This is a genomic window from Variovorax sp. P1_G12, assembly GCF_056405555.1.
In genome coordinates, this window is sequence record NZ_JBFUBW010000023.1 from 55,943 (window position 1) to 78,773 (window position 22,831).

The 22,831-nt window shown below is 67.9% G+C and carries 23 protein-coding genes; 12 read left to right on the forward strand and 11 right to left on the reverse strand.

What is annotated here, in order from left to right; all coding sequences use genetic code 11:
• Positions 1–2 precede the first annotated feature (2 nt).
• The gene (locus AC1D2O_RS24255; RefSeq protein WP_478086123.1) at positions 3–1,814 is read left to right on the forward strand and encodes an acyclic terpene utilization AtuA family protein; all 1,812 of its coding nucleotides are present in this window, start codon (positions 3–5) and stop codon (positions 1,812–1,814) included.
• Between the two features lie 221 nt (positions 1,815–2,035).
• On the forward strand, positions 2,036–2,323 hold the full coding sequence (locus AC1D2O_RS24260) for a hypothetical protein (RefSeq protein ID WP_478086121.1): 288 nt from the start codon (positions 2,036–2,038) through the stop codon (positions 2,321–2,323).
• 87 nt (positions 2,324–2,410) lie between these two features.
• Here the strand turns inward: AC1D2O_RS24260 and AC1D2O_RS24265 are convergent, their stop codons facing one another.
• A complete protein-coding gene (locus AC1D2O_RS24265) occupies positions 2,411–3,295 on the reverse strand; it encodes a LysR family transcriptional regulator (RefSeq protein ID WP_478086119.1) in 885 nt (294 codons plus the stop codon).
• Between the two features lie 126 nt (positions 3,296–3,421).
• Here AC1D2O_RS24265 and AC1D2O_RS24270 point away from each other — a divergent pair, with 126 nt between their 5' ends.
• The 3 genes from AC1D2O_RS24270 to AC1D2O_RS24280 all read left to right on the forward strand — a co-directional run bounded on the left by AC1D2O_RS24270 (position 3,422) and on the right by AC1D2O_RS24280 (position 6,719).
• Positions 3,422–4,399 carry a tripartite tricarboxylate transporter substrate binding protein gene (locus tag AC1D2O_RS24270; protein WP_478086117.1) on the forward strand — a complete coding sequence of 326 codons (978 nt, stop codon included), beginning with the start codon at positions 3,422–3,424 and terminating at the stop codon, positions 4,397–4,399.
• 19 nt (positions 4,400–4,418) lie between these two features.
• Entirely contained in the window at positions 4,419–5,594 is a 1,176-nt protein-coding gene (locus AC1D2O_RS24275; RefSeq protein WP_478086115.1) for a M20 aminoacylase family protein, read from the forward strand.
• 255 nt (positions 5,595–5,849) lie between these two features.
• The gene (locus AC1D2O_RS24280; protein WP_478158031.1) at positions 5,850–6,719 is read left to right on the forward strand and encodes a hypothetical protein; all 870 of its coding nucleotides are present in this window, start codon (positions 5,850–5,852) and stop codon (positions 6,717–6,719) included.
• A gap of 27 nt (positions 6,720–6,746) precedes the next feature.
• On the opposite strand, the gene AC1D2O_RS24285 is transcribed toward AC1D2O_RS24280, so the two are convergent.
• Together AC1D2O_RS24285 and AC1D2O_RS24290 are read right to left on the reverse strand one after the other, a co-directional pair.
• The gene (locus tag AC1D2O_RS24285; RefSeq protein ID WP_478092863.1) at positions 6,747–7,988 is read right to left on the reverse strand and encodes a DUF4382 domain-containing protein; all 1,242 of its coding nucleotides are present in this window, start codon (positions 7,986–7,988) and stop codon (positions 6,747–6,749) included.
• A gap of 26 nt (positions 7,989–8,014) precedes the next feature.
• Positions 8,015–8,176: a hypothetical protein gene (locus AC1D2O_RS24290; RefSeq protein ID WP_478092861.1), complete on the reverse strand. Its 162-nt coding sequence runs from the start codon at positions 8,174–8,176 to the stop codon at positions 8,015–8,017.
• A gap of 203 nt (positions 8,177–8,379) precedes the next feature.
• Here AC1D2O_RS24290 and AC1D2O_RS24295 point away from each other — a divergent pair, with 203 nt between their 5' ends.
• Together AC1D2O_RS24295 and AC1D2O_RS24300 are read left to right on the forward strand one after the other, a co-directional pair.
• Positions 8,380–9,543 (forward strand): ester cyclase, encoded by a 1,164-nt coding sequence (locus AC1D2O_RS24295; protein ID WP_478092859.1) that lies wholly within the window; start codon positions 8,380–8,382, stop codon positions 9,541–9,543.
• 19 nt (positions 9,544–9,562) lie between these two features.
• On the forward strand, positions 9,563–10,438 hold the full coding sequence (locus tag AC1D2O_RS24300) for a helix-turn-helix domain-containing protein (RefSeq protein WP_478092857.1): 876 nt from the start codon (positions 9,563–9,565) through the stop codon (positions 10,436–10,438).
• A 122-nt stretch (positions 10,439–10,560) separates the two neighbouring features.
• On the opposite strand, the gene AC1D2O_RS24305 is transcribed toward AC1D2O_RS24300, so the two are convergent.
• Positions 10,561–11,097, reverse strand: a complete 537-nt coding sequence (locus AC1D2O_RS24305; RefSeq protein WP_478092854.1) for a hypothetical protein — start codon at positions 11,095–11,097, stop codon at positions 10,561–10,563.
• Positions 11,098–11,668: 571 nt separating this feature from the next.
• Here AC1D2O_RS24305 and AC1D2O_RS24310 point away from each other — a divergent pair.
• Both AC1D2O_RS24310 and AC1D2O_RS24315 read left to right on the forward strand, forming a co-directional pair.
• Positions 11,669–11,953, forward strand: coding sequence for a YlcI/YnfO family protein (locus AC1D2O_RS24310; protein WP_478092852.1), 285 nt, complete (start codon positions 11,669–11,671; stop codon positions 11,951–11,953).
• Positions 11,950–12,264, forward strand: a complete 315-nt coding sequence (locus AC1D2O_RS24315; protein WP_478092851.1) for a type II toxin-antitoxin system RelE/ParE family toxin — start codon at positions 11,950–11,952, stop codon at positions 12,262–12,264. Before AC1D2O_RS24310 ends, AC1D2O_RS24315 begins: the two co-directional genes overlap by 4 nt.
• Before the next feature lie 395 nt (positions 12,265–12,659).
• Here AC1D2O_RS24315 and AC1D2O_RS24320 read toward each other — a convergent pair whose 3' ends face one another.
• Positions 12,660–12,806, reverse strand: a complete 147-nt coding sequence (locus AC1D2O_RS24320) for a hypothetical protein (protein ID WP_478158032.1) — start codon at positions 12,804–12,806, stop codon at positions 12,660–12,662.
• A gap of 37 nt (positions 12,807–12,843) precedes the next feature.
• Between AC1D2O_RS24320 and AC1D2O_RS24325 the strand changes: the two genes are divergently transcribed.
• Positions 12,844–13,830 carry a choloylglycine hydrolase family protein gene (locus tag AC1D2O_RS24325; RefSeq protein WP_478158033.1) on the forward strand — a complete coding sequence of 329 codons (987 nt, stop codon included), beginning with the start codon at positions 12,844–12,846 and terminating at the stop codon, positions 13,828–13,830.
• Here AC1D2O_RS24325 and AC1D2O_RS24330 read toward each other — a convergent pair.
• From AC1D2O_RS24330 to AC1D2O_RS24350, 5 genes are all read right to left on the reverse strand, one after another.
• Positions 13,769–14,530, reverse strand: a complete 762-nt coding sequence (locus AC1D2O_RS24330; protein ID WP_478089602.1) for a response regulator transcription factor — start codon at positions 14,528–14,530, stop codon at positions 13,769–13,771. The genes AC1D2O_RS24325 and AC1D2O_RS24330 overlap by 62 nt on opposite strands.
• Positions 14,527–16,497, reverse strand: a complete 1,971-nt coding sequence (locus tag AC1D2O_RS24335; RefSeq protein WP_478089601.1) for a sensor histidine kinase — start codon at positions 16,495–16,497, stop codon at positions 14,527–14,529. Before AC1D2O_RS24335 ends, AC1D2O_RS24330 begins: the two co-directional genes overlap by 4 nt.
• Positions 16,498–16,674: 177 nt before the next feature.
• Entirely contained in the window at positions 16,675–18,015 is a 1,341-nt protein-coding gene (locus tag AC1D2O_RS24340) for an MFS transporter (protein WP_478158034.1), read from the reverse strand.
• Positions 18,016–18,047: 32 nt separating this feature from the next.
• The gene (locus tag AC1D2O_RS24345; RefSeq protein ID WP_478089599.1) at positions 18,048–19,157 is read right to left on the reverse strand and encodes a M14 family metallopeptidase; all 1,110 of its coding nucleotides are present in this window, start codon (positions 19,155–19,157) and stop codon (positions 18,048–18,050) included.
• A gap of 29 nt (positions 19,158–19,186) precedes the next feature.
• The gene (locus AC1D2O_RS24350; RefSeq protein WP_478158035.1) at positions 19,187–19,987 is read right to left on the reverse strand and encodes a gamma-glutamyl-gamma-aminobutyrate hydrolase family protein; all 801 of its coding nucleotides are present in this window, start codon (positions 19,985–19,987) and stop codon (positions 19,187–19,189) included.
• Positions 19,988–20,087: 100 nt separating this feature from the next.
• On the opposite strand from AC1D2O_RS24350, the gene AC1D2O_RS24355 reads away from it, so the two are divergent.
• Positions 20,088–21,059, forward strand: coding sequence for a LysR family transcriptional regulator (locus AC1D2O_RS24355; RefSeq protein ID WP_478089597.1), 972 nt, complete (start codon positions 20,088–20,090; stop codon positions 21,057–21,059).
• Between the two features lie 3 nt (positions 21,060–21,062).
• Positions 21,063–21,737, forward strand: coding sequence for a DUF2238 domain-containing protein (locus tag AC1D2O_RS24360; RefSeq protein ID WP_478089596.1), 675 nt, complete (start codon positions 21,063–21,065; stop codon positions 21,735–21,737).
• On the opposite strand, the gene AC1D2O_RS24365 is transcribed toward AC1D2O_RS24360, so the two are convergent.
• Positions 21,707–22,819, reverse strand: coding sequence for a porin (locus AC1D2O_RS24365; protein WP_478089595.1), 1,113 nt, complete (start codon positions 22,817–22,819; stop codon positions 21,707–21,709). The genes AC1D2O_RS24360 and AC1D2O_RS24365 overlap by 31 nt on opposite strands.
• Positions 22,820–22,831: the final 12 nt, after the last annotated feature.

The window sequence follows — 22,831 nt, forward strand, 5'->3', positions numbered from 1 at the left end:
CCATGACCACCCCCCCGCCCGCACAGAAAGCCGTCCGCATCGGAGGCGCCTCGGGCTTCTGGGGCGACAGCATGGTGGCCGCTCCGCAGCTCGTGAAGCTCGGCCGGCTCGACTACCTGGTGTTCGATTTCCTGGCCGAGACCACGATGGCGATCCTGGCCTCGGCGCGCGCCAAGAAGCCGGAGATGGGCTACGCCACCGACTTCGTCGACATCGCGATGAAGCCGGTGCTGGCCGAGGTCAAGCGCCAGGGCATCAAGGTGGTGAGCAATGCCGGCGGCATCAATCCGCACGGCTGCGCCGCCGCGCTGCAGGCGCTGGCCCAGGCCGAAGGCGTGGCCCTGCGCATCGCCGTGGTCGAGGGCGACGATGTCAGCGCGCAGATGCCGGCGTTGCGCGACCAAGGCACGCGCGACATGTTCACCGGCGAGGCGCTGCCCGAGAAGGTGCTGAGCGCCAATGCCTACCTGGGGGCGCTGCCGATCGCCGCCGCGCTGGCGGCCGGCGCCGACGTGGTGATCACCGGGCGCTGCGTCGACAGCGCGGTCACGCTCGGGCCGCTGATGCACGCGTTCGGCTGGAAGCGCGACGACTACGATTTGCTGGCCTCGGGCAGCCTGGCGGGCCACATCATCGAGTGCGGCTGCCAGGCCACCGGCGGCCTGCACACCGACTGGGAAGAGATCCCCGACTGGGCCCACATGGGCTACCCGATCGTCGAATGCCATGCCGACGGAAGCTTCGTCGTCACCAAGCCCGAGGGCACCGGCGGCAAGGTGATCCGCGCCAACGTGGCCGAGCAGCTGCTCTACGAGATCGGCGATCCGGGCGCCTACCTCTTGCCTGACGTGGGCTGCGACTTCCGCGAAGTCGTGATCGAACAGGTCGGCCCCGACCGCGTGCGCGTGGGCCCGGCGCGCGGGCGGGCGCCCTCCCCGAGCTACAAGGTCTCGGCGACGCAACTCGACGGCTTCCGCTGCGCCGGCAGCATGGTCTTCATCGGCATCGACGCCGAGAAGAAGGCGGTGCGCACCGCCGAGGCGATCATCGAGCGCACCGGCGAGATCCTGCAGCAGATGGGCCTGCCGCCCTTCACCTCGACCTGCATCGAAGTGATCGGCTCCGAGTGGCTCTACGGCCCGCACGCGCGCACGCGACAGGTGCGCGAAGTGACGATGCGCGTGGTCGCCAACCATCCACAGAAGGCGGCGCTCGCGATGTTCGCGCGCGAGATCGCGCCCTCGGGGACCTCGTGGGCGCCCGGCACCACCAGCCCGGGTGGCGGCCGGCCCGCGGTGTCGCCGCTGATCAAGCCCTTCGCGTTCACGCTGGACAAGGCGAAGGTGCCGGTGGCCTTCGTGCTGGACGGCGAGCGCCATCCGGTCGAGATCCCGGTGAGCGCCGAGGGCGCGCCGGCGACGCCGAGCGCCGAGCCGCCGGCCTTCGCCGGGGGCGACGGCGAGCAGGTCGAGGTCCGCCTGATCGATCTTGCCTGGGCGCGCAGCGGCGACAAGGGCAACCTGTCGAACATCGGCCTGATCGCGCGCCGCCCGGAATGGCTGCCGCTGCTGTGGGCGCGAGTGACGCCCGACTTCGTCGGCGACTACTTCGCGCACCTGGTGCACGGCCGGGTCGAGCGCTTCCACCTGCCCGGCACGGCGTCGATGAACCTGCTGCTGCACGACGCGCTCGACGGCGGCGGGCCGTCGTCGATGCGCATGGACCCGCTGGGCAAGGGCATGGCGCAGATGCTGCTCGATGCGACGGTGCGAGTGCCGCGCAGTGTGGCCGTGGCGGCGGGGCGGCGCGACTGACCGCGCCCCGACCAGCTTGCAGTGCCTGCGTCCGACATCGCCCCCGGGACGCCGAGGGATCAACGGGAGGCCGGGCGAGACATTCCTCACGCTTCGACCCGGTTTCGTGAACCGTGAAGGCGCCTCTCGGATCACTTTTCAGCCACGCTTAAGGATCGACGAAGAGACTGGTCTCAAGGCAAGGGAACAGTCCCGAGCCCGACCGAAAAGGATCCAACGCCATGAAGCCGTCCGCCGCCCCCGCGCCCCTCACGCCAGCGCAGATCAAGTTCGTGCTCGAGCTGCTCGAGATGCGCCAGCTGGCGCCGAAGGAGACCGCCGCGATGTTCAACCGGTCGACCCAGGTCGGCACCTTCACCGAAGCCCAGCAAGAGGCCCTCGAGATCCTCTTCTCGCTCGAGGAAGACGAGATCCCCGACGCCCTCTTCGATTTCGCCGATGACGACGCCCGCGACATCGTTCGCGATGGGCTGGTGCACGAAGCACGGCTCAGCTTCGTACGCGCCTGAGAACGGCAACGCCGGGCGTCGAGCGCGCTCGACGCCCGGCACTCGGGTGCCCATGGGGGAGCACCCGTCCGGGCAGCGCACATCGGTTCAGTCGTGCAGCAGATCCTCCATCAGCTCGCGAACGATCGCCAGCGCGGGCGCGGGCGTGCGCCGGCGCAGGGTGACCAGGCCGAAGCGGGCGGTGCGTTCCATCGGCGGCGTCATCTTCAGCTCGACCAGGTCGGGCGCGGCCGCGCGAATCGCCAGCAGCACGGCGTCGCTGCGGCGCGCCACCTCGACCAGGCTCGCGACCTCCTCGCACTGCAGCGTCACGCACTGCGCCGGATGCGCCTCGGGGCCGTAGGTTTCGATCAGGCTGCGGGCCACCTCGTCGCTCAGCGGCGTCGAGGCGATCGGGTAGCGCTGAACGGCCGCGAAGCTCACGCCGCCACGGCTGCGTGCCAGCGGGTGGCCGCGCCGGCACATGAAGACGCCACGCATCTCGCGCAGCATGCCGACTTCGAGATCGGCGCCGGGCGCCAGCGAACGCGCATCGAGCACCAGCGCATCGAGCGTGCGCGCCCGCAAGGCCTGCGTGAGCATCTCCGTGCCGCCGCGCGCCACCGCCACGCGCACCTTTGGATGGTGGGTCGCCATGTGCATCAGCAGCGGCGTCATCAGCATGGCGCCCGGGCCCGAGCCCATGCCGATGCGCAGGGCTCCGCCCTGCCCCGCGCGCATCTGCCGGCCGCTGTCGCGCAGTTCGCCGGCTTCGAACACCAGCTGTCGCGCGCGCTCCGCCACATCGCGGCCGAAGGGCGTCAGCTCGCTGCGGCGCCCGACCCGATCGAACAGCGGCATGCCGAGCTCGTCCTCGAGCGCGCGGATGCTGCGGCTGAACGCCGGCTGCGTGATGCACATCGCCTGCGCCGACTTGCTGAAGGACCCGCTCTCGGCCAGCGCGATCAGGTGCCTGAGCTGAACCAGCGTCACGCGGGAGTCCCCGAAGATCCATGCATTGAAGTAATCGTTTAGCGGACAACAATGCATTGGATGTTCTCATGCGGCGCTCCTACGATGCAAGCGCGTCCCCGCCCACAGCCCATCGCCAGGAGCCCCATGAAGACCTTCTTCCAACGTTCGATCGCCGGCCTGCTGCTGCTGGCCGCCGGCGCCGCGTTCGCCCAGACCTACCCGAGCAAGCCCGTGAACCTGATGGTGCCGTACCCCGCCGGCGGACCCTCGGACGCGGCGGCGCGCATCTTCACGATGCCGCTGGGCAAGGAGCTCGGCCAGCAAGTGATCGTCGAGAACCTCGGCGGCGTCGCCGGCGCGCTGGCGGCGCAGAAGGTGCTGGCGGCGCCCGCCGACGGCTACTACTTGTTCCAGGGCTCGCCCAACGAGGTGATCCTCGCGCCGCTGGCCAACGCCGCGGTGAAGCTCAAGGCCGAGGATTTCCGGCTGGTCCATCCGGTGACCGATGCGGTGATGGTGGTGGTGGCCCGCAAGGAACTGCCCGCCAACAACGTCGACGAACTCATCGCGCTGGCGCGCAAGTCGGACGACAAGCCGCTGACCTACGGCAGCGTGGGCATCGGTTCGCTCTACCACCTGATCCTCGAGGATGTCCAGAAACGCACCGGCATCCAGCTGATCCATGCGCCGTACAAGGGCAACGCGCCGCTCTTGACCGACCTCGGCGGCGGCCAGGTCGACTTCGCGGTGCTGGTCTACAGCGCCGGTATGGGCGCGATGGCCGACCAGGGTCGCCTCAAGGTGATCGGCCAGCTCGGCGCGCAGCGCTCGGAGCTGCTGAAGAACGTGCCCACGGTCAGCGAAGGCAAGGAGCTGAAGGACTTCGCGTTCCAGATCTGGAGCGGCTTCATGGTGCCGAAGAACACGCCCGAAGACGTCGTGCAGCGCCTGCACAAGGCGATCGGCGCGACCTTGAAGGACCCCGGCGTGCGCTCGCAGCTGGCGGCCCAGACCCAGCTGGCGGCACCGCCGATGACGCTGGCCGAATCGGCGAAGTTCTACGAGAACGAGACGGCGCGCTATCGTGCGATCGCCAAGTCGATCAACCTGCAACCGCAATAGGAACAAGGACAGGGACACCATGAGCGCACTCCTCGACCAACTGCACCGGCAATCGGATGAATTCATCGGCCTGCGGCGCGACATCCACCACCACCCCGAACTCGCCTTCGACGAGCACCGCACCTCGGCCCTGGTGGCCGAGAAGCTGCAGGCCTGGGGCTACGAGGTCGAGCGCGGCCTCGGCGGCACCGGCGTGGTGGGCCGGCTGGTGCGCGGCGATGGCCAGCGCCGGCTCGGCCTGCGCGCCGACATGGACGCGCTGCCGATCGACGAGGCCACCGGCCTGGACTACGCCAGCGGCAACGCCGGCGTGATGCACGCCTGCGGCCACGACGGCCACACGGCGATGCTGCTGGCGGCGGCACGCCACCTGGCCGAACGGGGCCGCTTCTCGGGCACGCTGAACCTGATCTTCCAGCCCGCCGAGGAAGGCGGCGGCGGCGCGGTCAGGATGATGGACGACGGGCTGTTCGAGAAGTACCCGTGCGACGCGATCTTCGCGATGCACAACATGCCCGGCATACCGCAGGGCCGCCTGGTGCTGCGCGAGGGCCCGACCATGGCCTCGTCCGACTACGCCACGGTCACCCTGACCGGCGTCGGCGGCCACGGCGCCATGCCGCACCGCGCCGCCGACCCGGTCGTGGCCGCGGCCAGCATCGTGATGGCGCTGCAGACCGTGGTGTCGCGCAACATCGACCCGCTGCAGATGGCGGTGGTCACGATCGGCGCGCTGCATGCCGGCAAGGCCAACAACGTGATTCCGCAACAGGCGACGCTGGAGATCAGCCTTCGCGCGCTTGACCGCGAGGTGCGCGCCACGCTCGAGCGGCGCGTGAAGGCGCTGATCGCGGCGCAGGCCGAGAGCTTCGGCGTCACGGCACGCGTCGACTGGCGGCCCGGCTACGCGGTGCTGGTCAACACGCCCGACGAAACCGCCTTCGCGCGCGAGGTGGCGCTCGAACTGGTCGGCGCCGACCGCGTCACGCTGCAGGGGCCGGCAGTGCCGGGCAGCGAGGACTTCGCCTTCATGCTCGAACGGCTGCCGGGCAGCTACCTGTTCATCGGCAACGGCGACGGCGACAGTGCCGGCGCCTGCATGGTGCACAACCCGGGCTACGACTTCAACGACGACAACGTGGCGATCGGCTCGGCCTACTGGGCGCTGCTGACGGAACGCTTCCTGCCCGCCTGAGGAGCACGCGCCGGTACAATGGCGGCCTTCCCGGTCCCGCCCATGCCGCACATTTCGCACGCCCACAGCCGCAACCATGCCCCGCATGGCGCAGCGGCGCGCGCGTGCACGGCCTGCGGTTCGACCGCCCTGCTTTCCCACGCCGTGCGGGGAAAGCAGGAAGCCACCACTTCCTGATCTCCCCCGCACGGCCGCCTGCACTTCCTGCGCCGCGAAGGCTTCGCGGCGTTCACCTTTGCACGCCCGGGAAACGTCATGGAACTCACCAAGAATTTCGTCAAGGCCAAGCGCCCCTGCGCTGACGGCTACCGCTGGTTCATCCGCCACGGACAAGACAACACGGACTACCAGCATCTGCTCGATGCGCTGGTCGCGGACGCCCGCATCGACGACGCCTGCTGGCTGCTGACGCAGTTCGGCCCGACCGACGCCGTGCTGGCTCTCGACGCCCTCGAGGCCGACGCGATCGTCTTCGCGGGCTCGCTGCAGGTGCGCACCGGCATCGATGTCGGGGGCATCGTGCGCGCCGGCCGCATGATCCGCGCCGCTGGCGGCATCCGTGCCGGCGGTGCGATCGTTGCCGGCGAGGACCTCGAGTCCGGCGCCGGCATCTTCGGCGGCGCGGCGCTCGAAGCCGGCGGCCACATCAAGGCCGCCTGGGGTGTCGAGGCCGAAGGTGCAATCCGATGCGACGGCAACCTGCGCGCCGGCTGGGACCTGCGCGGGGCCGACGCGATCGAGATCGCGGGCAGCGCGTGGGTCGGCCAGGACCTGGTCGCGCAGGGCGCCCTGCGCTGCGGCAAGGGCATCCGGGCCGGCGGCGTCATCGACGGCCGCGAGACCGTGCGCGCCGGCCACGGCATCGAGGCGGGTGGCTCGATCGACTGCGGGCGTCACCTGGAAGCGGGCTGGGGCATCCGCTCGCGCGGCGCGATCGTCGCCGAAGGCGCGATCAAGGCCGGCGAGAGCCTGCATGCCGAGGAAGAGATTCGCGCCGGCGCCGGCTACGGGATCTTCGCGGGGCTGGACGTGCGGGTCGATGCCTGGGAAGCGAGCGCGAAGGTGTTCGCCGGGCGCCGGCCCGAGGGGCTCATGAGCGGGTGGTGGGAGGGATTGCCGGCGTAGTGCTTCCGGTGCGGCTCAGTCCGCCTGTCAGGGCAGTGTGAAGTTGTTGGTGAAGATCGAGCCGGCCGGAAGCAAGGGCGACGGCACCGTCTTGACGACCCCCGCTGCGCTGGCCTCCACCGAGTACTTGCCGGCAGAGAAGGCGTCAGCGCCGAACACCAGCGTGGCTGGCGCAGCCACATAGGGCGCTACCTGCGGCGCAGCCACCGGCACGACGTATTCGTAGGCACCGCTGATGCCGTCCACGAAGCGGTCGGCCACCACGATGGTGGCGCCATTGCCCAGGATCTGCAGCGCGCGCACTTCGGCCTCCACCGGCGACACGCCGGTGCTCACCACCCCCTTCAACGTGGCGGTGGACGAGGTCGGAAGAACCAGGGCCGTACTGGCCGAGTTCAGCGAGGTGACCGTATCGGCGACCACCGGCACATTGATCACCACCCCGGTGGCCCGGCCCGGTGCCGCGACGACGAGCGTGTAGAAACCGGCCGGCACCGGCTGCAGCAGGAAGCGCCCGCTGCTGTCCGGAACGCTCGCCCTGATCACCACCCCGCTCTGCTGCAACGACACGATGGTTGCGGGGCCTATCAGGCTGGGATCGACAAAGCCCTGCACGCCGGCCACCAGTCGCGGCACCACGGAGAGCACCGGCTTGAGCAGATACTGGCCGGAGTTGCCCGCGCGGACCACCGATTTGCAGGCATCGAAGTCGATCACGAAATCCGCCAACTGGTTGGACAGCACGTCGATGTTGGCCTTGGCCTTCAGGCCTGATTGCTGGCCGCTGGGCGTCTTGAGCGCGACCTCCGATCCGCCGGTAGGAACGACCGAATTGGCCAGCGGCGTGCTCCCGCCGTTTTCGGCCAGCACCAGGCGCAACTGCGTGTACTTGCCGGCCGGCAGTGGCAATTGCCCCAGTTCGAACAGCACTCCGTTGGTCAGCGACAGCAGGTCGACGCGCGTCGGCGGGCTCACGGAGAGGTCCTGCCAGCCGGCGTCGCTCTCGCCGGCATCGCCGCTCTGGTGAACCCGCACCTTCGTGACGGTGACGTTGACAGCGTCATAACCACAGGCCGGAGTGTCGGTCATCGCGAAACGCAAGGTGCCGTTGCCCCCGGAAGCGCTGCCGGAAGCCGAGCCGCTGCTGGTGCCGGCGCTGGTTCCGGCACCGGCTCCGAAGCCTCCACCGCCTCCACCACCCCCGCAAGCCATCAGCGATCCAAGCAGCGCGAAGGCCAGGATCGCGCGAATGTATCCAAGTGCTTTCAATTCGATCCCCATGCATTGAGATGTGACTATTTCACATTTAACTGCAGGAAGCGATGCTCGGCAAGAGCGACGGTCGGTCGCGCGACCCAGTGGGATGTGAACGGCGTCGCCCGGTGCACGGAACCGGACTGCCAGACGTCAAGCTCGCGATCGCTTGCCTCGCGCATCACGCCGGCGGAGAAGCGCATCCGCGTTCATCTCGGCGTAGCGGTCGCGATCGGACTCTCTCCCTTCACGAAGGTGCAATCGCTGGGTCGTGATTCGGATCGGCGGCGCGATGGCCGATTCTGTCGGGAATATCCTAGAACGCACAGCCGTCCGTCCCTAACCTTCAAAGCCCCGCCACAGCCGATTCAAGCAGTCGGCACCGGCTCTCACCGGAAGGAAGACCATGACGAACCCGGCCACCGCCTCCCCCACCTGCGCGTCGATCGACACGCCCGCCGCCCGCTTTGACATCTACGCCCAAGTCCACAAGGGGTTGCGCGCCTGCATGGCCGCCACGCTCGTCGAGGTGGGCCGCATGGACTGCGGCGACGACCAGGCGGTCAAGTGCGTGCTCGACGGACTTGACCAATTGCTCGACTGGTGCGCCGGGCACCTGCACAAGGAAAACCAGTTCGTCCATCCCGCCATCGAAGCGCGCGACCCGGCTGCCAGCCTGCGCATGGCCGGAGAGCATGTGCACCACGACGCTTGCATCGCGCAACTGCGCGACGACGCCGACCGGCTGAGCCGAGCCGGCGGCGCAGCGCGCGAGTCCGCCGCAGCCCGGCTCTACCGGCGGCTGGCCGGGTTTGTCGCCGACAACCTGGCGCACATGGACACGGAAGAAACGGTGAACAACGCCATCCTGTGGGCCGGCTACACCGATGGCGAACTGGGCGAACTGCACGCCGCCATCGTCGCGGCGACTTCGCCCTCGCAACTGGCGGTGGATGTGCGCTGGATCACGCCCCACCTGAGTCCATCGGAAATTGCGGCACTGATGCGCGGCCTGCAGGCGTCGATGCCGCCGGAGGTGTTCGCGGGCGTGGCCGGCATGGTGGGACCGCATCTTCCGCCGCAGGCGCGGCGCCGGCTGGCGGTCGAACTCGGCCTGCCCGCGCTTGCACCGCTCGACGATCCGCTCGCGATCGTCGAGCGCTTCATCGCCGCGACCTTCGTCCGCTTCGACGCCGCAGCGGCGGCCCAGTGGGTGACGCCGGATTTCGTCGCCCATCCGTGGGCGGCCCACGGGCTGCCGCCGGGACCGGCGGCATTGGAGGCCGTGGTCCCGGTGTTCGGCAATGCCTTCTGCGACGCGAGCGCGGAGGTGGTCGACCACATGGTCGACGGCGACCGCGTGGCGCTGCGCTATGTCTACGCCGCAAGGCATGTCGGCGACCTGTTCGGCATCGCAGCGACCGGACGGCGCTTTCGCATCGAAGGCATCTGCATCGTCCGCCTGGCCGGCGGGCGGGTCGCCGAATACTGGCGCGAGGAAGACATGCTCGGCCTGCAGCGCCAGCTCGGTGTGGCCACGCTGTTGCCAGCGCAGGCATCCGCTGCATAAGATCCGCCATCCGTTGCCCATGACCCCTCCCACCTCACCGCCCGTGCCGTTGATGGAGGCCTACAAGCCTTCGCCTGGGCTCGCGTCCTGCATCACGGACATCTGGGTGTGGGAGCTTCCTTGCGCGCTGGTGCGATCGGACGGCGGAACGTTGACGCTGCTGCCCGACGGGCATCCCACGATGTGCTTCGTCTACGGCGATCCGCTCATCGCCTCCGATGGGCGGCGGACTTTCACCACGCGCAGCGCGGTCTGCGGCTTCCAGGCCCGGCCCGTGCAGGTCTCCTGCGAGGGACATGCCGCCGGCATCACGGTCCGATTCAGGCCCTGGAGCCTCGCACGCTTCTTTCCGCCTTCGCTCGAGGAAGCGGCCGAGCGGCGCATCGACTGCCGGGACCTGTTTGCACGCCGCGCGGTCGAAGACCTCGAATCGCAACTGTTCGAACTGCCGACCTCGCTGGCGCGGGTCAGGCAGGTCGAGCGCTTCCTGCTCGGGCTGCTGCGCACGCGTGAAAGCGACCGGCTCGTCGAGCGAACCGTGATGCACCTGTGCAGCGGCAAGCACGGCATGAGCGTCGCGCAGATGGCCCGCGAGTTCGGCGCCACCGAGCGCACGCTGGAGCGCCGCTTCCGAGGCGTGATCGGCGTGCCGCCCAAGCGCTTCGCACGGGTGATGCGCCTGCAGGCTGCCGTCACGGCGCCGGAGCCGCCCGAACGCTGGTCCGAGTTCGCGCTCCACTGCGGCTACTACGACCAGTCCCACCTGAATCGCGAGGCGAAGGCGATCTTTGGCGCCTCGCCGTCGACCATGCGGAAAGCGCCGGCCGGTCAGATCGCACAAGGCTTCCAGAACCTGGCGCGCGAGACGGCCTTGTCCACGAAGATATTTCGGTAGTGCCGTGCAAAGCTGAAGAGAATGGTGCTCTTGGACGCGACCTTCCCCGACCAAGCAGGCCGGAGGCAAGAGTTGTTCGCTAACCAAGAATATCGGCTGCCCCGAAACGAACGCCGTCGCTGTCAGCGTCGGGCCATGTCCTTGATGATTTCGTCGCAGATGCCACGAATCTGGTTCTCCGTCATAGGCGCAAACACGCCCTGCATGGCCGAGGACGTCGTCGCGTACTTTCGCGTACCCATGGGCGTCGCAGCAGGGAGCTCGACAAAGGAAACGTCGGCGTCGATGTAGGCGTTGCCCGTCATGATGCCGGCAGCGACACGGGCACCGCGCGTAATGTACCGATAGTCGTTGATGTTGACCGCGACCAGTGTCGAGGGCTCCGCTGCAGATGCAAGGGCTGCGTCGATAGGCGTAAGGGTCATGCCCGCGGCCGCGGTGGCTTCGGTCATGCCGACTCGCCATTCGTTGCGAAACTGTTCCCAGTCCTTCGACGCCGCCAGTTCCTTGCTGCCCCGAACGTCCAGCGTAACGTGCTTGGCCGCGGCGGGCGAGAGGGCGAGCTTCTGCTCGGCACTGCCTTGGCGCTGCACGTTGGCCGCGCAGCCCGTAAGGACCAGAACCGCCGAGAGAAAAACCAGTTTGAGCGCTTGATACATCGAGATTTGCTTCGTGGGATGGATGGTGGGTGCCCGCTTCCGGTCACTTGCTGCCGGCGCCAGTGGGGCGTACGTGAGAGTTGTGCGAGGCGCTATTTGTGCGTGCCGTACGAATCGGCGGTGCGGCTATTCTTGTACGCCCCCCCGCGGTGAGAACTTCCCTGGCCGCCCTTGTAGGTGCCACCGTGGCTGCTTGTGTGCGCACCCCCGCCATACGACACGCGACCGCCTCCCTTGGCGAGTGCAAGTGGCGTGAAAGTTGCGACCAGAAAAGCAAAAGCAACCGTCAAGAGTTTCTGCATGTCGTTATCTCCGTTCTTTTTTTGACACGTCGAATGTACCCACGTCTCCGACGCTTGCTCGTGAAGTTCTGCTCAGTTCAGCGGGTTCGATAGCGACCTACGACTCCCCGCCGTGGCCTTCATCCAGTGAAGAGCTGCAGGAACGGCGGGCGTTGACTGCATGACCCACGCGCTCGATCACGGAGGAGCACCTTGCCGTCGCCACATCATTGGAACGTGTGCGGTTGTGGCAAGGCGGATCGTGTAGTGCAAACGCAATACAATGGGCCATGAAGACCGCGACCATCCCCTCGGTTCGGGTTGAACCGAAACTGCGCGAAGAAGTCGAGCAACTGCTCGGCGAAGGCGAGTCGTTGTCGGAGTTCGTGGAAGCGGCTGTGCGTAGCGCCGTTCGCCAACGACAAAACCAGGCTGAATTCATCGCCCGCGGCCTTCATTCCCTGAGACGCGCCCGGCAGACCAGCGTCTACGTCGAAGCGGACGACGTGCTGCGAAAGCTCGATGGCAAGCTCGTGGCCGCCAAGGCACGCAAGTCGTCCGCCAAGCATTCGTGACGTTTCGCGTCCGGTTCACCCACGAGGCCACAGAAGACCTCGAGCGGCTGTTCGACTTCATCGTCGAGCGCGAGTTGGCGCGCGATGGAAACCTGGGCGTCGCGCAACAGGCTCTGGATGCGATTCGACAGGGCATCGAAACACTGCAGTGGACTCCGTTCACCTGCAGGAAAGCCGGGGCAAGCCCGTTCCTGCGTGAGTTGGTCATCCCATTTGGCCACGCGGGCTACATCGCGTTATTTGAAATCGTGGACGACAGCACGGTTGTTGTTGCAGCCGTACGCCATCAGCGCGAAGACGACTATCACTAGCACTTGCCTGGCCTGGTGCTTCCTCTGCGACGGAACCCCCGAGTGGCCAGCTTGGCGACCCCCCACCAGGTCAAGCCCCAAATCACGATGACCGCCGCCCATCCGAAAGTCGAAGGGCTGGCCCAGCCCGACGCCTGTGCGCAGGCGTAGACAGGCAATCCCATCGCCCTCAGGAGCGTGAGAGGCAGATACACCGAATTCGCCATGGGCCCTGGCGGTGTTCTGCCTTCCAGGATGCGCGCCGATCTTCTACGGGGCCCGCGCCAACGGGCCGAGTGAAAGGAACTGACACTTTCTGAAGGGAACCGAGGTTGACGCGATCTGCCTGATTGCTGAAAGTCGCTGCGCGCGCTGGGCGCGCACGAGAAGTTGCTGCGCGATTTTTTTCGGATTGGTTATAGGAAAAGAGGTTGATTCATGTTGTTTGAGTTTTCACGTTCAAGCGCCTGCTGGCGCAAGACGGCCCAAGGCATGACGGCGATGGCCGTCGCTGCCGCATTGGTCGTTCCCGACATTGCGTCGGCCTGCACGAGCTTTCTCATCCGGACCACCGATGGCGGTGCCGTCTATGGCCGCACCATGGAGTTCGCGTTCCCGCTCCAGTCGAGCGCCATCGTGGTCCCTCGCCAATATGCGATGACTGCCGCGGGCCCCGAGGGCAAGGCGGGCATGGCCTGGAAAGCCAGATATGCGGCCGTGGGCGTCAATGCGCTCGGGATCACGACAATCATCGACGGCATGAACGAAAAGGGGCTCGCCGGCGGCGCCCTCTACTTTCCGGGTTTTGCCGGCTATGCCGATCCGGCCAAGGCCAATCCTGCGAAATCGCTTGCGCCCTGGGATTTCATCAGCTGGGCACTGACCAGCTTCGCGACCGTCGCCGAGGTCAAGGCGGCTCTTTCCGGCATCTCGATCATCGATGTCAAGCAGGCGAACCTCGGCATCACACCGCCGCTTCACTACACGCTGCATGACGCTTCCGGGGCGTCGATCGTGGTGGAACCGGTGGACGGCGTGCTGAAGGTCTACGACAACCGCCTTGGCGTCATGACCAACTCGCCGCCCTTCGATTGGCACATGACCAATCTCAGGAACTATGTGAAGCTGTCGGCCGCCAGCGCGCCCGACCTCAAGGTGGAGGGACAGACGATCACTCCCCTGGGCCAGGGATCGCGCATGCTCGGCATTCCGGGCGATCCGACCCCACCGTCGCGATTCGTCCGCGCGCTTGGCTATGCGCTTTCTGCCCAGCGCCAGCCCAGCGGCATCGAGAGCGTTCGGCTCACCGAACATATCCTGAACAACTTCGATATTCCGATCGGATGGATCAAGGAAGGAGCCGGACAAGACACGTCCAAGGCGCCGCTCGAGTACACGCAGTGGTCGACTGTCGCAGATCTCTCCAACAGGAAGTTCTACGTGAAGACCTATGAGGATCAGACGCTGCGCAGCATGGACCTGATGAGTTTCGACCTGAATGCCAAGACGCTGGCGACGGCTGCGCTCACATCGGCCATCGAACCCCCGGCGTTGAAATTCCGGAAGCCGGCAACGCCAGGGAACTGATCGCGAACTGGAAGCCGACGCCGCGCACCACGTGCAGGGGGAGCTGCATGCCCGCCTGGCCGGCCTTGCGGCGCAGCCGGCTGGCGATGACGTCAAGCCGCTTGAGATCGAAATCCTGCCGATTTCCACTGATGCTCTCACTCAGATGTTCGCGGCTCACGACGGCACCTTCGGCCTGGAACAGGCGGGCCGCGAAGGCACGCTCGATCGTGGTGAGCTTCATCTGCCGGCCCGCCGGGTCACAGAGCCACCAGCCGCCCTCCTTCAGCAGCCAGCCGGGCGCTGCCGCGGGCGTGTCCGGCGGCAGCGCCACGGCGCGCACGCGGCTGCCGAGCATCCGGATCGTCGCCACCAGCTCCTCGATGTGGATCGGCTTGACCATATAGACGTCGGCGCCCTGATGCAGCGCATCGACGCGGTCCCGCACCGCGCCGCGGGCGCTGGCCATGACGATGCCGAAGGGCCCCGAGGCGCGCAGTTGCGCGGCGATCGACAGGCCATCCTCGCCTTCGAGTCCGATATCGAGCACGGCGATGTCGCAGCGGGCCAGCGCGTGCGCCTTGTAGAAGGCCGGCGCGTCGGCCAGGCCCTGGACCTCGAAACCGGCGCGGGCCAGATGCAGCACCAATTCCTCGCGCAGGTCTTCATCGTCCTCGACCAGGTAGACGCGCAGCGGGAGAGTCGATTCGATGGTTTTCATGGCTGGGTTTGCAAAGGAATCCGGAAGCGGAACACCGAGCCCCGGGCATCGGAGCGCAGCAGCTCGACGGCGCCGCCGTGCCTGCGTGCGATTTCGTCGCACAGGAACAGTCCGAGCCCGGTGCCGCTCGCCTTGGCCGAGGTCGTGCCGCGGAAGAAGCGTTCGAAGATGCGCGGCTGGTCCTGGGCCCGGATGCCGCCGCCCTGATCCTCGACGTCGATGCAGGCCTCGCCGCCGCGCAGGTGCAGCGCGATGCGAACCTCGCGCTCGGGCGGCGAGTATTTGATCGCGTTCTGAACCAGATTGTGCAACGCGATGTCGAGCAGGGCCGGGTCGCCGCGCACCGGTGCCGCACCGGCTTGCAGGTCCAGCCGCAGGCGCGCGCGCTCGGCCGGACCCAGCGGCTGGAGCAAGTCTTCGACCTGCGTGCGCAGGTCGAGCGGCTCGATGCGCAGCTTGAGCCGGTCGGCATGCAGGCGCTCCTCGGCCAGGCAGTTGTCGACCAGCATCGCCAGCCGGTGCACGGCGCGGCGGATCTTGACGGCACGCGGCGACGCCTCGACGCCGGGCAGTCCGATCGACTGCGCGGCGGCATCGATCACCGCCAGCGGGGTGCGGAATTCATGCGACACCAGCGCGACGAACTGCCGCTGCTGGCCCAGCGCCCTTCTTTCGGACTCCAGCGCCACTTGCAGGCCGGCTTCCGCCTCGCGCCGGCGCACGACCTCCGCGGCCAGCTGCGCATTGCTCGTGCCCAGTTCGCGGGTGCGCTGCGCGATCCTGGCTTCCAGCTCGCGCTCGACCCGCAGCGCATCGTCGAGGGCACGGCGGCGCGCGTGGCGCAGTTCGAGTTCCGCGCGGCGCGTGCGGTCGGCCACGATGATCGCGAGCAGCAGCATGTAGAACAGGCGCGCGGCGGCCCAGGACACACCCAGCGTGACGTCGCCCCCCAGCGGCATCCACCCGAGCCACTGCAGCCGGCCGAGCATGCTCGAGAAGGTCAACGCCATCATCAGCGTCGCCGGCCAGGCGTATTGGCGTTGCTGCTTGACGAACAGCAGCCAGCCCGCGAGCCCGATGGCGGTGGCAAGCGACAGCAGTTCCAGCATTGCGGACCAGGGCTCGATCGCCGCCTGGTGGCCGGCCAGCGCGACCGCACCTGCCAGCAGGTTGAAGGCCGCATAGGCCTTCGCCGTGCGGGCCGCCCAGGGCGCATGCACCCGGTAGTCGAACAGGCGCGCGACGAACAGCGCGGTCGCCGCCTGCAGCAGGCACTGCAGGGCGCCGCGCAGGTTCAGGTCGCCCATCTGCTCGTCGATCGCCAGGGCGGGCACCGTCTGCCAGGCATGCAGCAGCACCGCAGCGAACATCACGAAGGCGAAATGCAGGAACAGCGTGTCGCGCAGCCAGCGCCAGAACACGAGATTGACCATCATGAGCGCGAAGGCCACGCCCATGCTGGCGTTCAGGTAGGTCGCCAACTGGCGCTGCTGGCGCTCGAAGCCGAGCGGCTGCCAGAGCGAGAAGCCGTCCGCGTGCGGCGTGTCGGCCAGGCGCAGGTAGTGGTAGTGCGCTTCGGAATCGGGCAGGTCCACGTTGAAGAACAGGTCCGTGCTGACGAAGCGCCAGTTGAGCGGGAATTGGCGCCCCTCCTGGGCCACGGGCTCGCCGCCTGGAATCCGGGGCGCGTAGAGCGCCACCTCGCCGGGCCGAAGCGCCCGCAGGCGCAGCCACCAGCGCGCCGGCGCGTCCGGGGTCCGCGACAACGAGAAACGCACCCAGCACGCGGTGCCGTCCGCGCATCGCAACGGCCCGGCGCCGGCCGGGGCGAAGGCCGCGTCATGCCGGCCCGCGAGCACGTCCTCGGCGTGCAATGTCGAACCCGCGTCGCGCAGCACTTCGATGCGCTCGTCGAGGCGCACCGCCTCGGCCAGGCCGTCGCTCGCCGTCACGGCCCAGGCCGACATCGCCGCCGTGAGCCAGGTGAGGAGGGCCAGGATGAGGGGACCGAATCGCTGCAGAAAGAACGAGGAATCGAGATGGCGCGCGGGGATGGGAAGTTCTCCGACAGTCAGGCAGATCCGCGATTCTCACATCTCGCTCACGCCCCCCCGATTTACGTCGCTCTCGGCAAGCCAGGCAGTTCAGCGGCTCACGTCGACGTGACGCGACTCCGGCAGCATCCATAGCGCGATCATGCTCACGGCGCTCATCGCAACGACGTACCAGGCCGGCGCCATCGGGTTCTGCGTGACGGCCAGCAGCCAGGTGACGACGAACTGCGTCGTGCCGCCGAACAACGAAGTGCCGATGGCATAGACGAGCGACAGGCCCGTGCTGCGCACCGCGATGGGAAGCAGTTCGGGGACCTGCACCAGCCCTGCCGTGCCGAACACGGCGGTGAGCGCCGCCAGAAGTGCGGACACGGTAAGCAGGGTCGCCACGCCCGGGGCCCCCGAGAGCCACATGAACATCGGAACGATCGACAACATCAGCACCAGCCGCGGCAGCATGTTGACGATCCGGCGGCCGTAGCGATCGCACATCAAGCCGCCAAGGAGCGCAAAGGCGAAGGTCGTCGCGCCGCCCACCAGCACGCTGCCTTGCGCCAGCGCTGCCGGCAGTTTGAGTACCTGCACGGCGTAGGTCACCATGTAGTTGCCGACTTGCGAGGCCACCGCGGTAGAGGCCGTGACAAATACGCCCAGCCACAGAATGCGGCCGTGCTGGCGAAACACGGCGCCAACGATCGAGGCGCCACTGCGCTCGTCGGTGCCCTCGTGCGTTTCCGGCAGGCTGCGCCGGATGTAGATCGCAATGGGCACCAGCGCCAGGCTGAAAAGGAACGGAACGCGCCAACCCCAGCTGGCCAGTTGCTCCGGCGAAAGCAGCAGCGACAACGCGACGCCGAAGACGCCGCCCACCGTGACCGCCAGGCCCTGGCTGGCGATCTGCCAGCTCGAGTAGAAGGCCCGCTTGCCGGGTGGCGCCGCTTCGATCAGCAGCGAGGTGGCCGGACCCACCTCGCCGCCGAGTGCAAGCCCTTGCAGCAGGCGACAGAAGACGACGATGACGGGTGCGGCGATTCCGATGCTGGCGTAGCTGGGCGTGGCCGCCAGGCCCAGGGTGCCCACTGTGATGAGGGTCACGGTCAGGATCATCGCGGGCTTGCGGCCCGCCTTGTCGGCGAAGGCGCCGATCAGCACGCCGCCGAGCGGCCGGGTAAAGAAGCCCACCCCGAAAATCGCCACCGCTGCCAGGAGGCTGCCGAATTCGCCACTGACCGGAAAGAAGGTCTTGCCGATATAGACGGCGAAGTAGGCGTAGATGACGAAGTCGTAGAACTCCAGCGCGTTGCCGGCCACGGCCGCGGCGATCGCCTTGCGGCTGATGGCCGGCCGGGCCGACGGCGCACTGTCGGCGGCTTGGAGGGCGGTGGGGAATTCGCGCATGTTGTCGTTGCGCGCAAGTGTCGTCGCACTCATGAATGTCTCCGTGTATTGGATCTTGCGTGGATTCAGGCGGCGAGCGCCGACTGGGGTGCGTCTTCCTGCAGGCCGTGCAAGGCCTGAAGGCAGGCTTGCGAGCCTTGCTGCCATACCGCGTGCATCCAATCGGGCGCGTCGGGGTAGAAGGCGTCCTTCATGTCCTGCTTGATGCCGGCGGCCAGTTCCGTGTCGCCGCTGCCGTGGCGATGCAGCCAGTGCTCCGCGCGCATGGCGGCGATGACGCGCTCCATCGGCTGGGTGCCATATTCCAGGCAGATCCCGACGTGCTGGGCCTGCGGACATTCGTCCGTGAGGGCGCACTGGATCGGGCCGGTCAGCGGGATGCTGGTGGAGGTGCCGGTGGTGACCGAGGTCAGCTCGCCCCACCAGCGTTTGCCGCGCGCCAATACCGCCGGGTCGTCGTCCATGCTGGCAAAGATGCGCTCGCCCACGCCATAGGGGCCGAGGCCGGTGTGGATGTCGACGGAGGCCAGCTGGCGCACTTGCGAGGCATAGCGACGCAGGATGCCGCGAAAGGTGTTGTTGCTCCACGCTGGCGCCAGGCCGCCATAGTGCAGCCCGTCGGCATGGCTGTACTGGCCGAGCGACGTCGCGCGCTGCAGGCCGCGAGCGCCGTGGCGTTCGCGGTAGTCGGCGATGCGGGCCTCGTTGTCAGGAAGCGGCGGCCATTGCGCGGGCAGCAGCATGTCGTGGATCTGGCCATAGCCGGCATTGATCGGCAGCGGCTTGGAGAAGTCGACGAAGTTGCGGTTGAGGTCGATGTTCTCCTGCGTGGCGCGGCGCAGGTGCGAAAAGCCGTAGGGATTGACCGCGTGCACGTAGAGCAGCGACGTGCCGGACGGGAGCGCCGCACCTCCCAAGCGCAGCATGCCGGTCTGGATGGCCGAGCCGCAGAAACCTTCCACCCCGTGGACGCCACTGATGACGATCAGCATCTTGGATGCGTCGGCCGGGCCGTCCAGCACGACGTCGGTGGCGAGGGTCTCACCTTGCGCACCGGCCAGGGGCAGCACGTGACTTTCCACGGCCAGGCCGCGCGCCTGCGCGGCCTGCAGGAACTTTTGGCGGGCCTGGGCGTAATGGGGGCTGAACAAGTCGATGACCTGGGCGTCGTTCATATCTCGATGTCTCCGGAGTAGGTGTGGGGTCAGGCGGTGGCCATGGCGCAGCGCCGCTGCTGCTGGCGCGCCCGGCAGGCTGCGCCGAAGGCGGCGAAGATGGCATGCGCCAGCGGGCTGTCGTCGATGCGCATCTCGGGGTGCCATTGCACCGCCAGGGTGAACTGGGTGGCGGACTCGATGGAGAAGGCCTCGACCAGGCCATCGGGCGCCCTGGCCTCGATGCGCAGACCCTGGCCCAGGCGCTCGACGCCCTGGTGGTGCAGCGAGTTGACGACCGCATGCGTTCCGCCCGCGAGCGCCGCCAGCCGGCCGCCCTCGACGATGTGCAACGCGTGGCTGTCGTCGTACCAGCGCTCGACGGGTCGATCGTGATCGCCTTCGCGGTGATCGAGCCGGCCGGGCAGCTCGTGGACGGCCGGATTCAAGGTGCCGCCATAGATGACGTTGAGCTCCTGGAAGCCGCGACAAATCCCCAGCACCGGCACGCCGGCCTCGATGAGGCGCGGCAGCAGCGGCAGGATGGCAGCGTCGCGCTCGCGGTCCAGCAGCATGGGCGCATGCGGCTGCGGCACGCCGTAGCGCGCCGGATCCACGTTCGAGGGGCTGCCGGTGAGGACGATGYCGTCGATCGAAGCGATGAGCGTGTCGGCATCCAGCGCCTCGCCGAGCGCCGGCAGCACCAGGGGCAGGGCCTGCGCCGCTTCGGCCACGGCCCGCACGTAGCCGTGGGTGGCGGCGTGCGAGGGATGGCCATGGCGCACGATGCGATCGGAAGCGATGGCGACCACGGGTCGCAGGACTGGGGAATTGAGTGTGGGGGACTTCATCAGGGCGCGTTCTCCGGCTTTCGGATCGCAGTCTAGGAAGCCATTCGTTTTGCGTAAATCGCAATATAGTTTGATACTACTTGCAGGACTTGCAACTGAAATGAACACCCGGCAACTGCGGCATTTCCTGGCCGTCATGGACCTCGGCTCGCTGAGCGCGGCCGCCCAGAGCGTGCATCTGAGCGTCCCGGCGCTGTCGCGCAGCCTGCAGGCGCTGGAGGACGAACTGCGCGTACCGCTGTTCGACCGGCAGGACCGTCGTCTGCGCCCGACCCCTTATGCGCAGGACTATGTCGAGCGGGCGAGGCGTATCGTCTTCGACGAAAAGGAAGGCGCCCGCTCGCTGGCGCTCATGCGCGCGGGTGAGCTCGGGCCACTCTCGTTCGGCATGGGTTCTTCCATCGCGCTGAACCTGCTCGGGCCCATGCTGCTGCGACTGCTGGCCGATGCGCCCGGGCTGCACGTCAAGACCCTGGTGCAGAGCACCGACGTCCTCGCCGCGGCGCTGCGCCGGGAGGAACTGGATTTCTTCATCGGCGACGTTCGCGTGGCCGCGCACGACCGCGACCTCATCGCCGAGCCGTTGTATCCCTGCACCTTCGGCTGGTTCGCCCGCAAGGAACATCCCCTGGCCGGGCGCCCGCGCGTGACCGTCGATCAGTTCGCCGAGTACCCGTTGATCCTGTCGGGCTACGTCGACGAAACGGTGGTGCGCCGCATGTCGGATCTCTACGGCTTCACGTTGCCGCTGCAGGCGCACTTCGCGGCCAGTACCAATGACGTCGCAACCGTCCACACGCTCATCACCGCCAGCGACGCCATTGCGCCATCGACCGACATCGCGGTGGTCTCGGCCGTGCGAGCCGGCACCGTGGGCCGGCTCGATGTGACGCCAGCCCTCGACCTCGAACTCACACTCGGAATCGTCGAGCGGGCCGGCCGCACGCGCGTGCCGGCGGCCGAGCGTGCGTTCGCCCTGGTGCGGTCCTACTTTGCCTCGGTGGCGCAAGAAGTCGCGCGGCACCTGCCGTCAAGGAAGATCGCGCGACGTACGAGGCGCGATCAGCCCTGAACCATGACTGAGACCCCACCCATGCCCAACCACCGCACCCCTGCCCTGCTCCTGGCCTCGGCCGCGCTCATCGCCCTGCTCGTCCTCTCGGGCCTGCATCCGCACGACCGCGCGACCTGGTGGATGGAAGTGGCGCCGGTGCTGGTCGCGCTGCCGCTCTTGTGGGCCACCTACGGCCGCTTCCCGCTCACCACCCTGCTCTACGCGCTGATCTTCGCGCACTGCTGCGTGCTGATGCTCGGCGGCGCCTACAGCTATGCGCGGGTGCCGCTCGGCTTCTGGCTGCAGGACCTGATGCATCTGGGCCGCAATCCCTACGACAAGATCGGCCACTTCATGCAGGGCTTCGTGCCGGCGCTGATCGCGCGCGAGATCCTGATTCGAGGCCAGCATGTGCGGGGCCGCAGGATGCTGGCCTTCGTGGTGGTCTGCATCGTGTTGGCCATCAGCGCGAGCTACGAGCTGATCGAATGGGCCGCCGCGCTCGCGATGGGCCAGGGCGCCGACGAATTCCTCGGCACTCAGGGCGATCCGTGGGACACGCAGTCGGACATGTTCATGGCGCTGGTCGGCGCCGTGGCGGCCCTGCTTGTGCTGTCGCGCCTGCACGACCGGCAGATCGCCGCACTGATGCGGGCCCCCGCCGATCAGAAACTGTGGCGCAGCCCCAGGTCGTAGCCGTTCGCGCTGCGGTTGGGTTCGGTGACGGCGCCGTTCAATCCCACCGCCGAGCCGCCGCTGTTGTTGAGGTGCGAGTAGGTGGCATAGGCCACCGTGCGCTTCGAGAAGCTGTACACGTACCCCAGCGACAGCTTCATCGCCGCCGGGTCGCCCTCGGCGTCAGTGCCGTAGCGCGACCACGCAAACTTGATCTGGTTGCCGCCGACCGGAACGATCATGCCGAGGACATAGCCCGTGGCCGTGACCGGCACGAAGCTGTCGACCTTGTCGCGGTAGTAGCCGGCCGAGACCTCGACGAGCTTGAAATCGTAGGTCGCGCCGACATTGGCCACGGTGATGTTGCCATTGGTCTGCGTGCGCAGGTAGTCGGTGCGGCCCTTCGCGACGGCGATCGAGAACGGACCCGACCCCCAGCCGATGCGGCCGCTGTAGCCGGTGCCATCGTCCGAGGTCGGCAAGTGCGAGTCGTTGTCGCCCATGAAGTACTGCACCTCGCCGAAGAAGCCGCCCAGGCCCGGCGGCAGGTAGTAGCCGACCATGTTCGAGACCCGCGTGGAGGTCGGGCCGGCGATCGATCCGACCTGCGGCTGGATGGTGCCGACGCCGTTGTTGTCGAACGGGTCGACGTCGGTGCGGTTGCGGTAGTGCGCCGCGAAGTCGCGGCCCAACCGCAGTTCGCCCCAGAGGTCGATCAGGCTGACCGTGGCGCGGCGGTTGAAGCTCAAGGCGTCGGCCGATGTGGCGCCGTTCGGCTGGTTGTTGGTGTTGCCGGCGACCCCGGTGCCGGTATCGATGGCGACGCCGGATTCGAGCCAGAAGCCCGCCCCCAGGCCGCCGCCCAGGTCCTCGATGCCACGGACACCGAACCGCGAGGCCGAATTGCCGCTGCTGTACAGAGAGCTGCGGTGGGAGATGCTGCCGCTGCCGTAGCCGAGCACCGCATCGGCGACGCCGAACAGCGTGACGCTGCTGCCGGTGACCGGGCCCTGCCCGGTGCTCGACTGCGCGCTGGCGAGGCCCGCAACGCAGAACGCGCCCAGTGCGAGGGTCGCCGACCTGGCCAACGTGACTCTTCTCATCTCGTTCTCTCC

Bases quoted from the DNA above. Each gene is read 5' to 3' on its own strand.
- AC1D2O_RS24255 (WP_478086123.1), top strand. From the start codon at position 3: ATGACCACCCCCCCGCCCGCACAGAAAGCCGTCCGCATCGGAGGCGCC.
- AC1D2O_RS24260 (WP_478086121.1), top strand. From the start codon at position 2,036: ATGAAGCCGTCCGCCGCCCCCGCGCCCCTCACGCCAGCGCAGATCAAG.
- AC1D2O_RS24270 (WP_478086117.1), top strand. From the start codon at position 3,422: ATGAAGACCTTCTTCCAACGTTCGATCGCCGGCCTGCTGCTGCTGGCC.
- AC1D2O_RS24275 (WP_478086115.1), top strand. From the start codon at position 4,419: ATGAGCGCACTCCTCGACCAACTGCACCGGCAATCGGATGAATTCATC.
- AC1D2O_RS24280 (WP_478158031.1), top strand. From the start codon at position 5,850: ATGGAACTCACCAAGAATTTCGTCAAGGCCAAGCGCCCCTGCGCTGAC.
- AC1D2O_RS24290 (WP_478092861.1), bottom strand. From the start codon at position 8,176: ATGCGCTTCTCCGCCGGCGTGATGCGCGAGGCAAGCGATCGCGAGCTT.
- AC1D2O_RS24295 (WP_478092859.1), top strand. From the start codon at position 8,380: ATGACGAACCCGGCCACCGCCTCCCCCACCTGCGCGTCGATCGACACG.
- AC1D2O_RS24300 (WP_478092857.1), top strand. From the start codon at position 9,563: ATGACCCCTCCCACCTCACCGCCCGTGCCGTTGATGGAGGCCTACAAG.
- AC1D2O_RS24305 (WP_478092854.1), bottom strand. From the start codon at position 11,097: ATGTATCAAGCGCTCAAACTGGTTTTTCTCTCGGCGGTTCTGGTCCTT.
- AC1D2O_RS24310 (WP_478092852.1), top strand. From the start codon at position 11,669: ATGAAGACCGCGACCATCCCCTCGGTTCGGGTTGAACCGAAACTGCGC.
- AC1D2O_RS24320 (WP_478158032.1), bottom strand. From the start codon at position 12,806: ATGAGAAAGCTCGTGCAGGCCGACGCAATGTCGGGAACGACCAATGCG.
- AC1D2O_RS24325 (WP_478158033.1), top strand. From the start codon at position 12,844: ATGGAGTTCGCGTTCCCGCTCCAGTCGAGCGCCATCGTGGTCCCTCGC.
- AC1D2O_RS24330 (WP_478089602.1), bottom strand. From the start codon at position 14,530: ATGAAAACCATCGAATCGACTCTCCCGCTGCGCGTCTACCTGGTCGAG.
- AC1D2O_RS24335 (WP_478089601.1), bottom strand. From the start codon at position 16,497: ATGTCGGCCTGGGCCGTGACGGCGAGCGACGGCCTGGCCGAGGCGGTG.
- AC1D2O_RS24340 (WP_478158034.1), bottom strand. From the start codon at position 18,015: ATGAGTGCGACGACACTTGCGCGCAACGACAACATGCGCGAATTCCCC.
- AC1D2O_RS24345 (WP_478089599.1), bottom strand. From the start codon at position 19,157: ATGAACGACGCCCAGGTCATCGACTTGTTCAGCCCCCATTACGCCCAG.
- AC1D2O_RS24355 (WP_478089597.1), top strand. From the start codon at position 20,088: ATGAACACCCGGCAACTGCGGCATTTCCTGGCCGTCATGGACCTCGGC.
- AC1D2O_RS24360 (WP_478089596.1), top strand. From the start codon at position 21,063: ATGACTGAGACCCCACCCATGCCCAACCACCGCACCCCTGCCCTGCTC.
- AC1D2O_RS24365 (WP_478089595.1), bottom strand. From the start codon at position 22,819: ATGAGAAGAGTCACGTTGGCCAGGTCGGCGACCCTCGCACTGGGCGCG.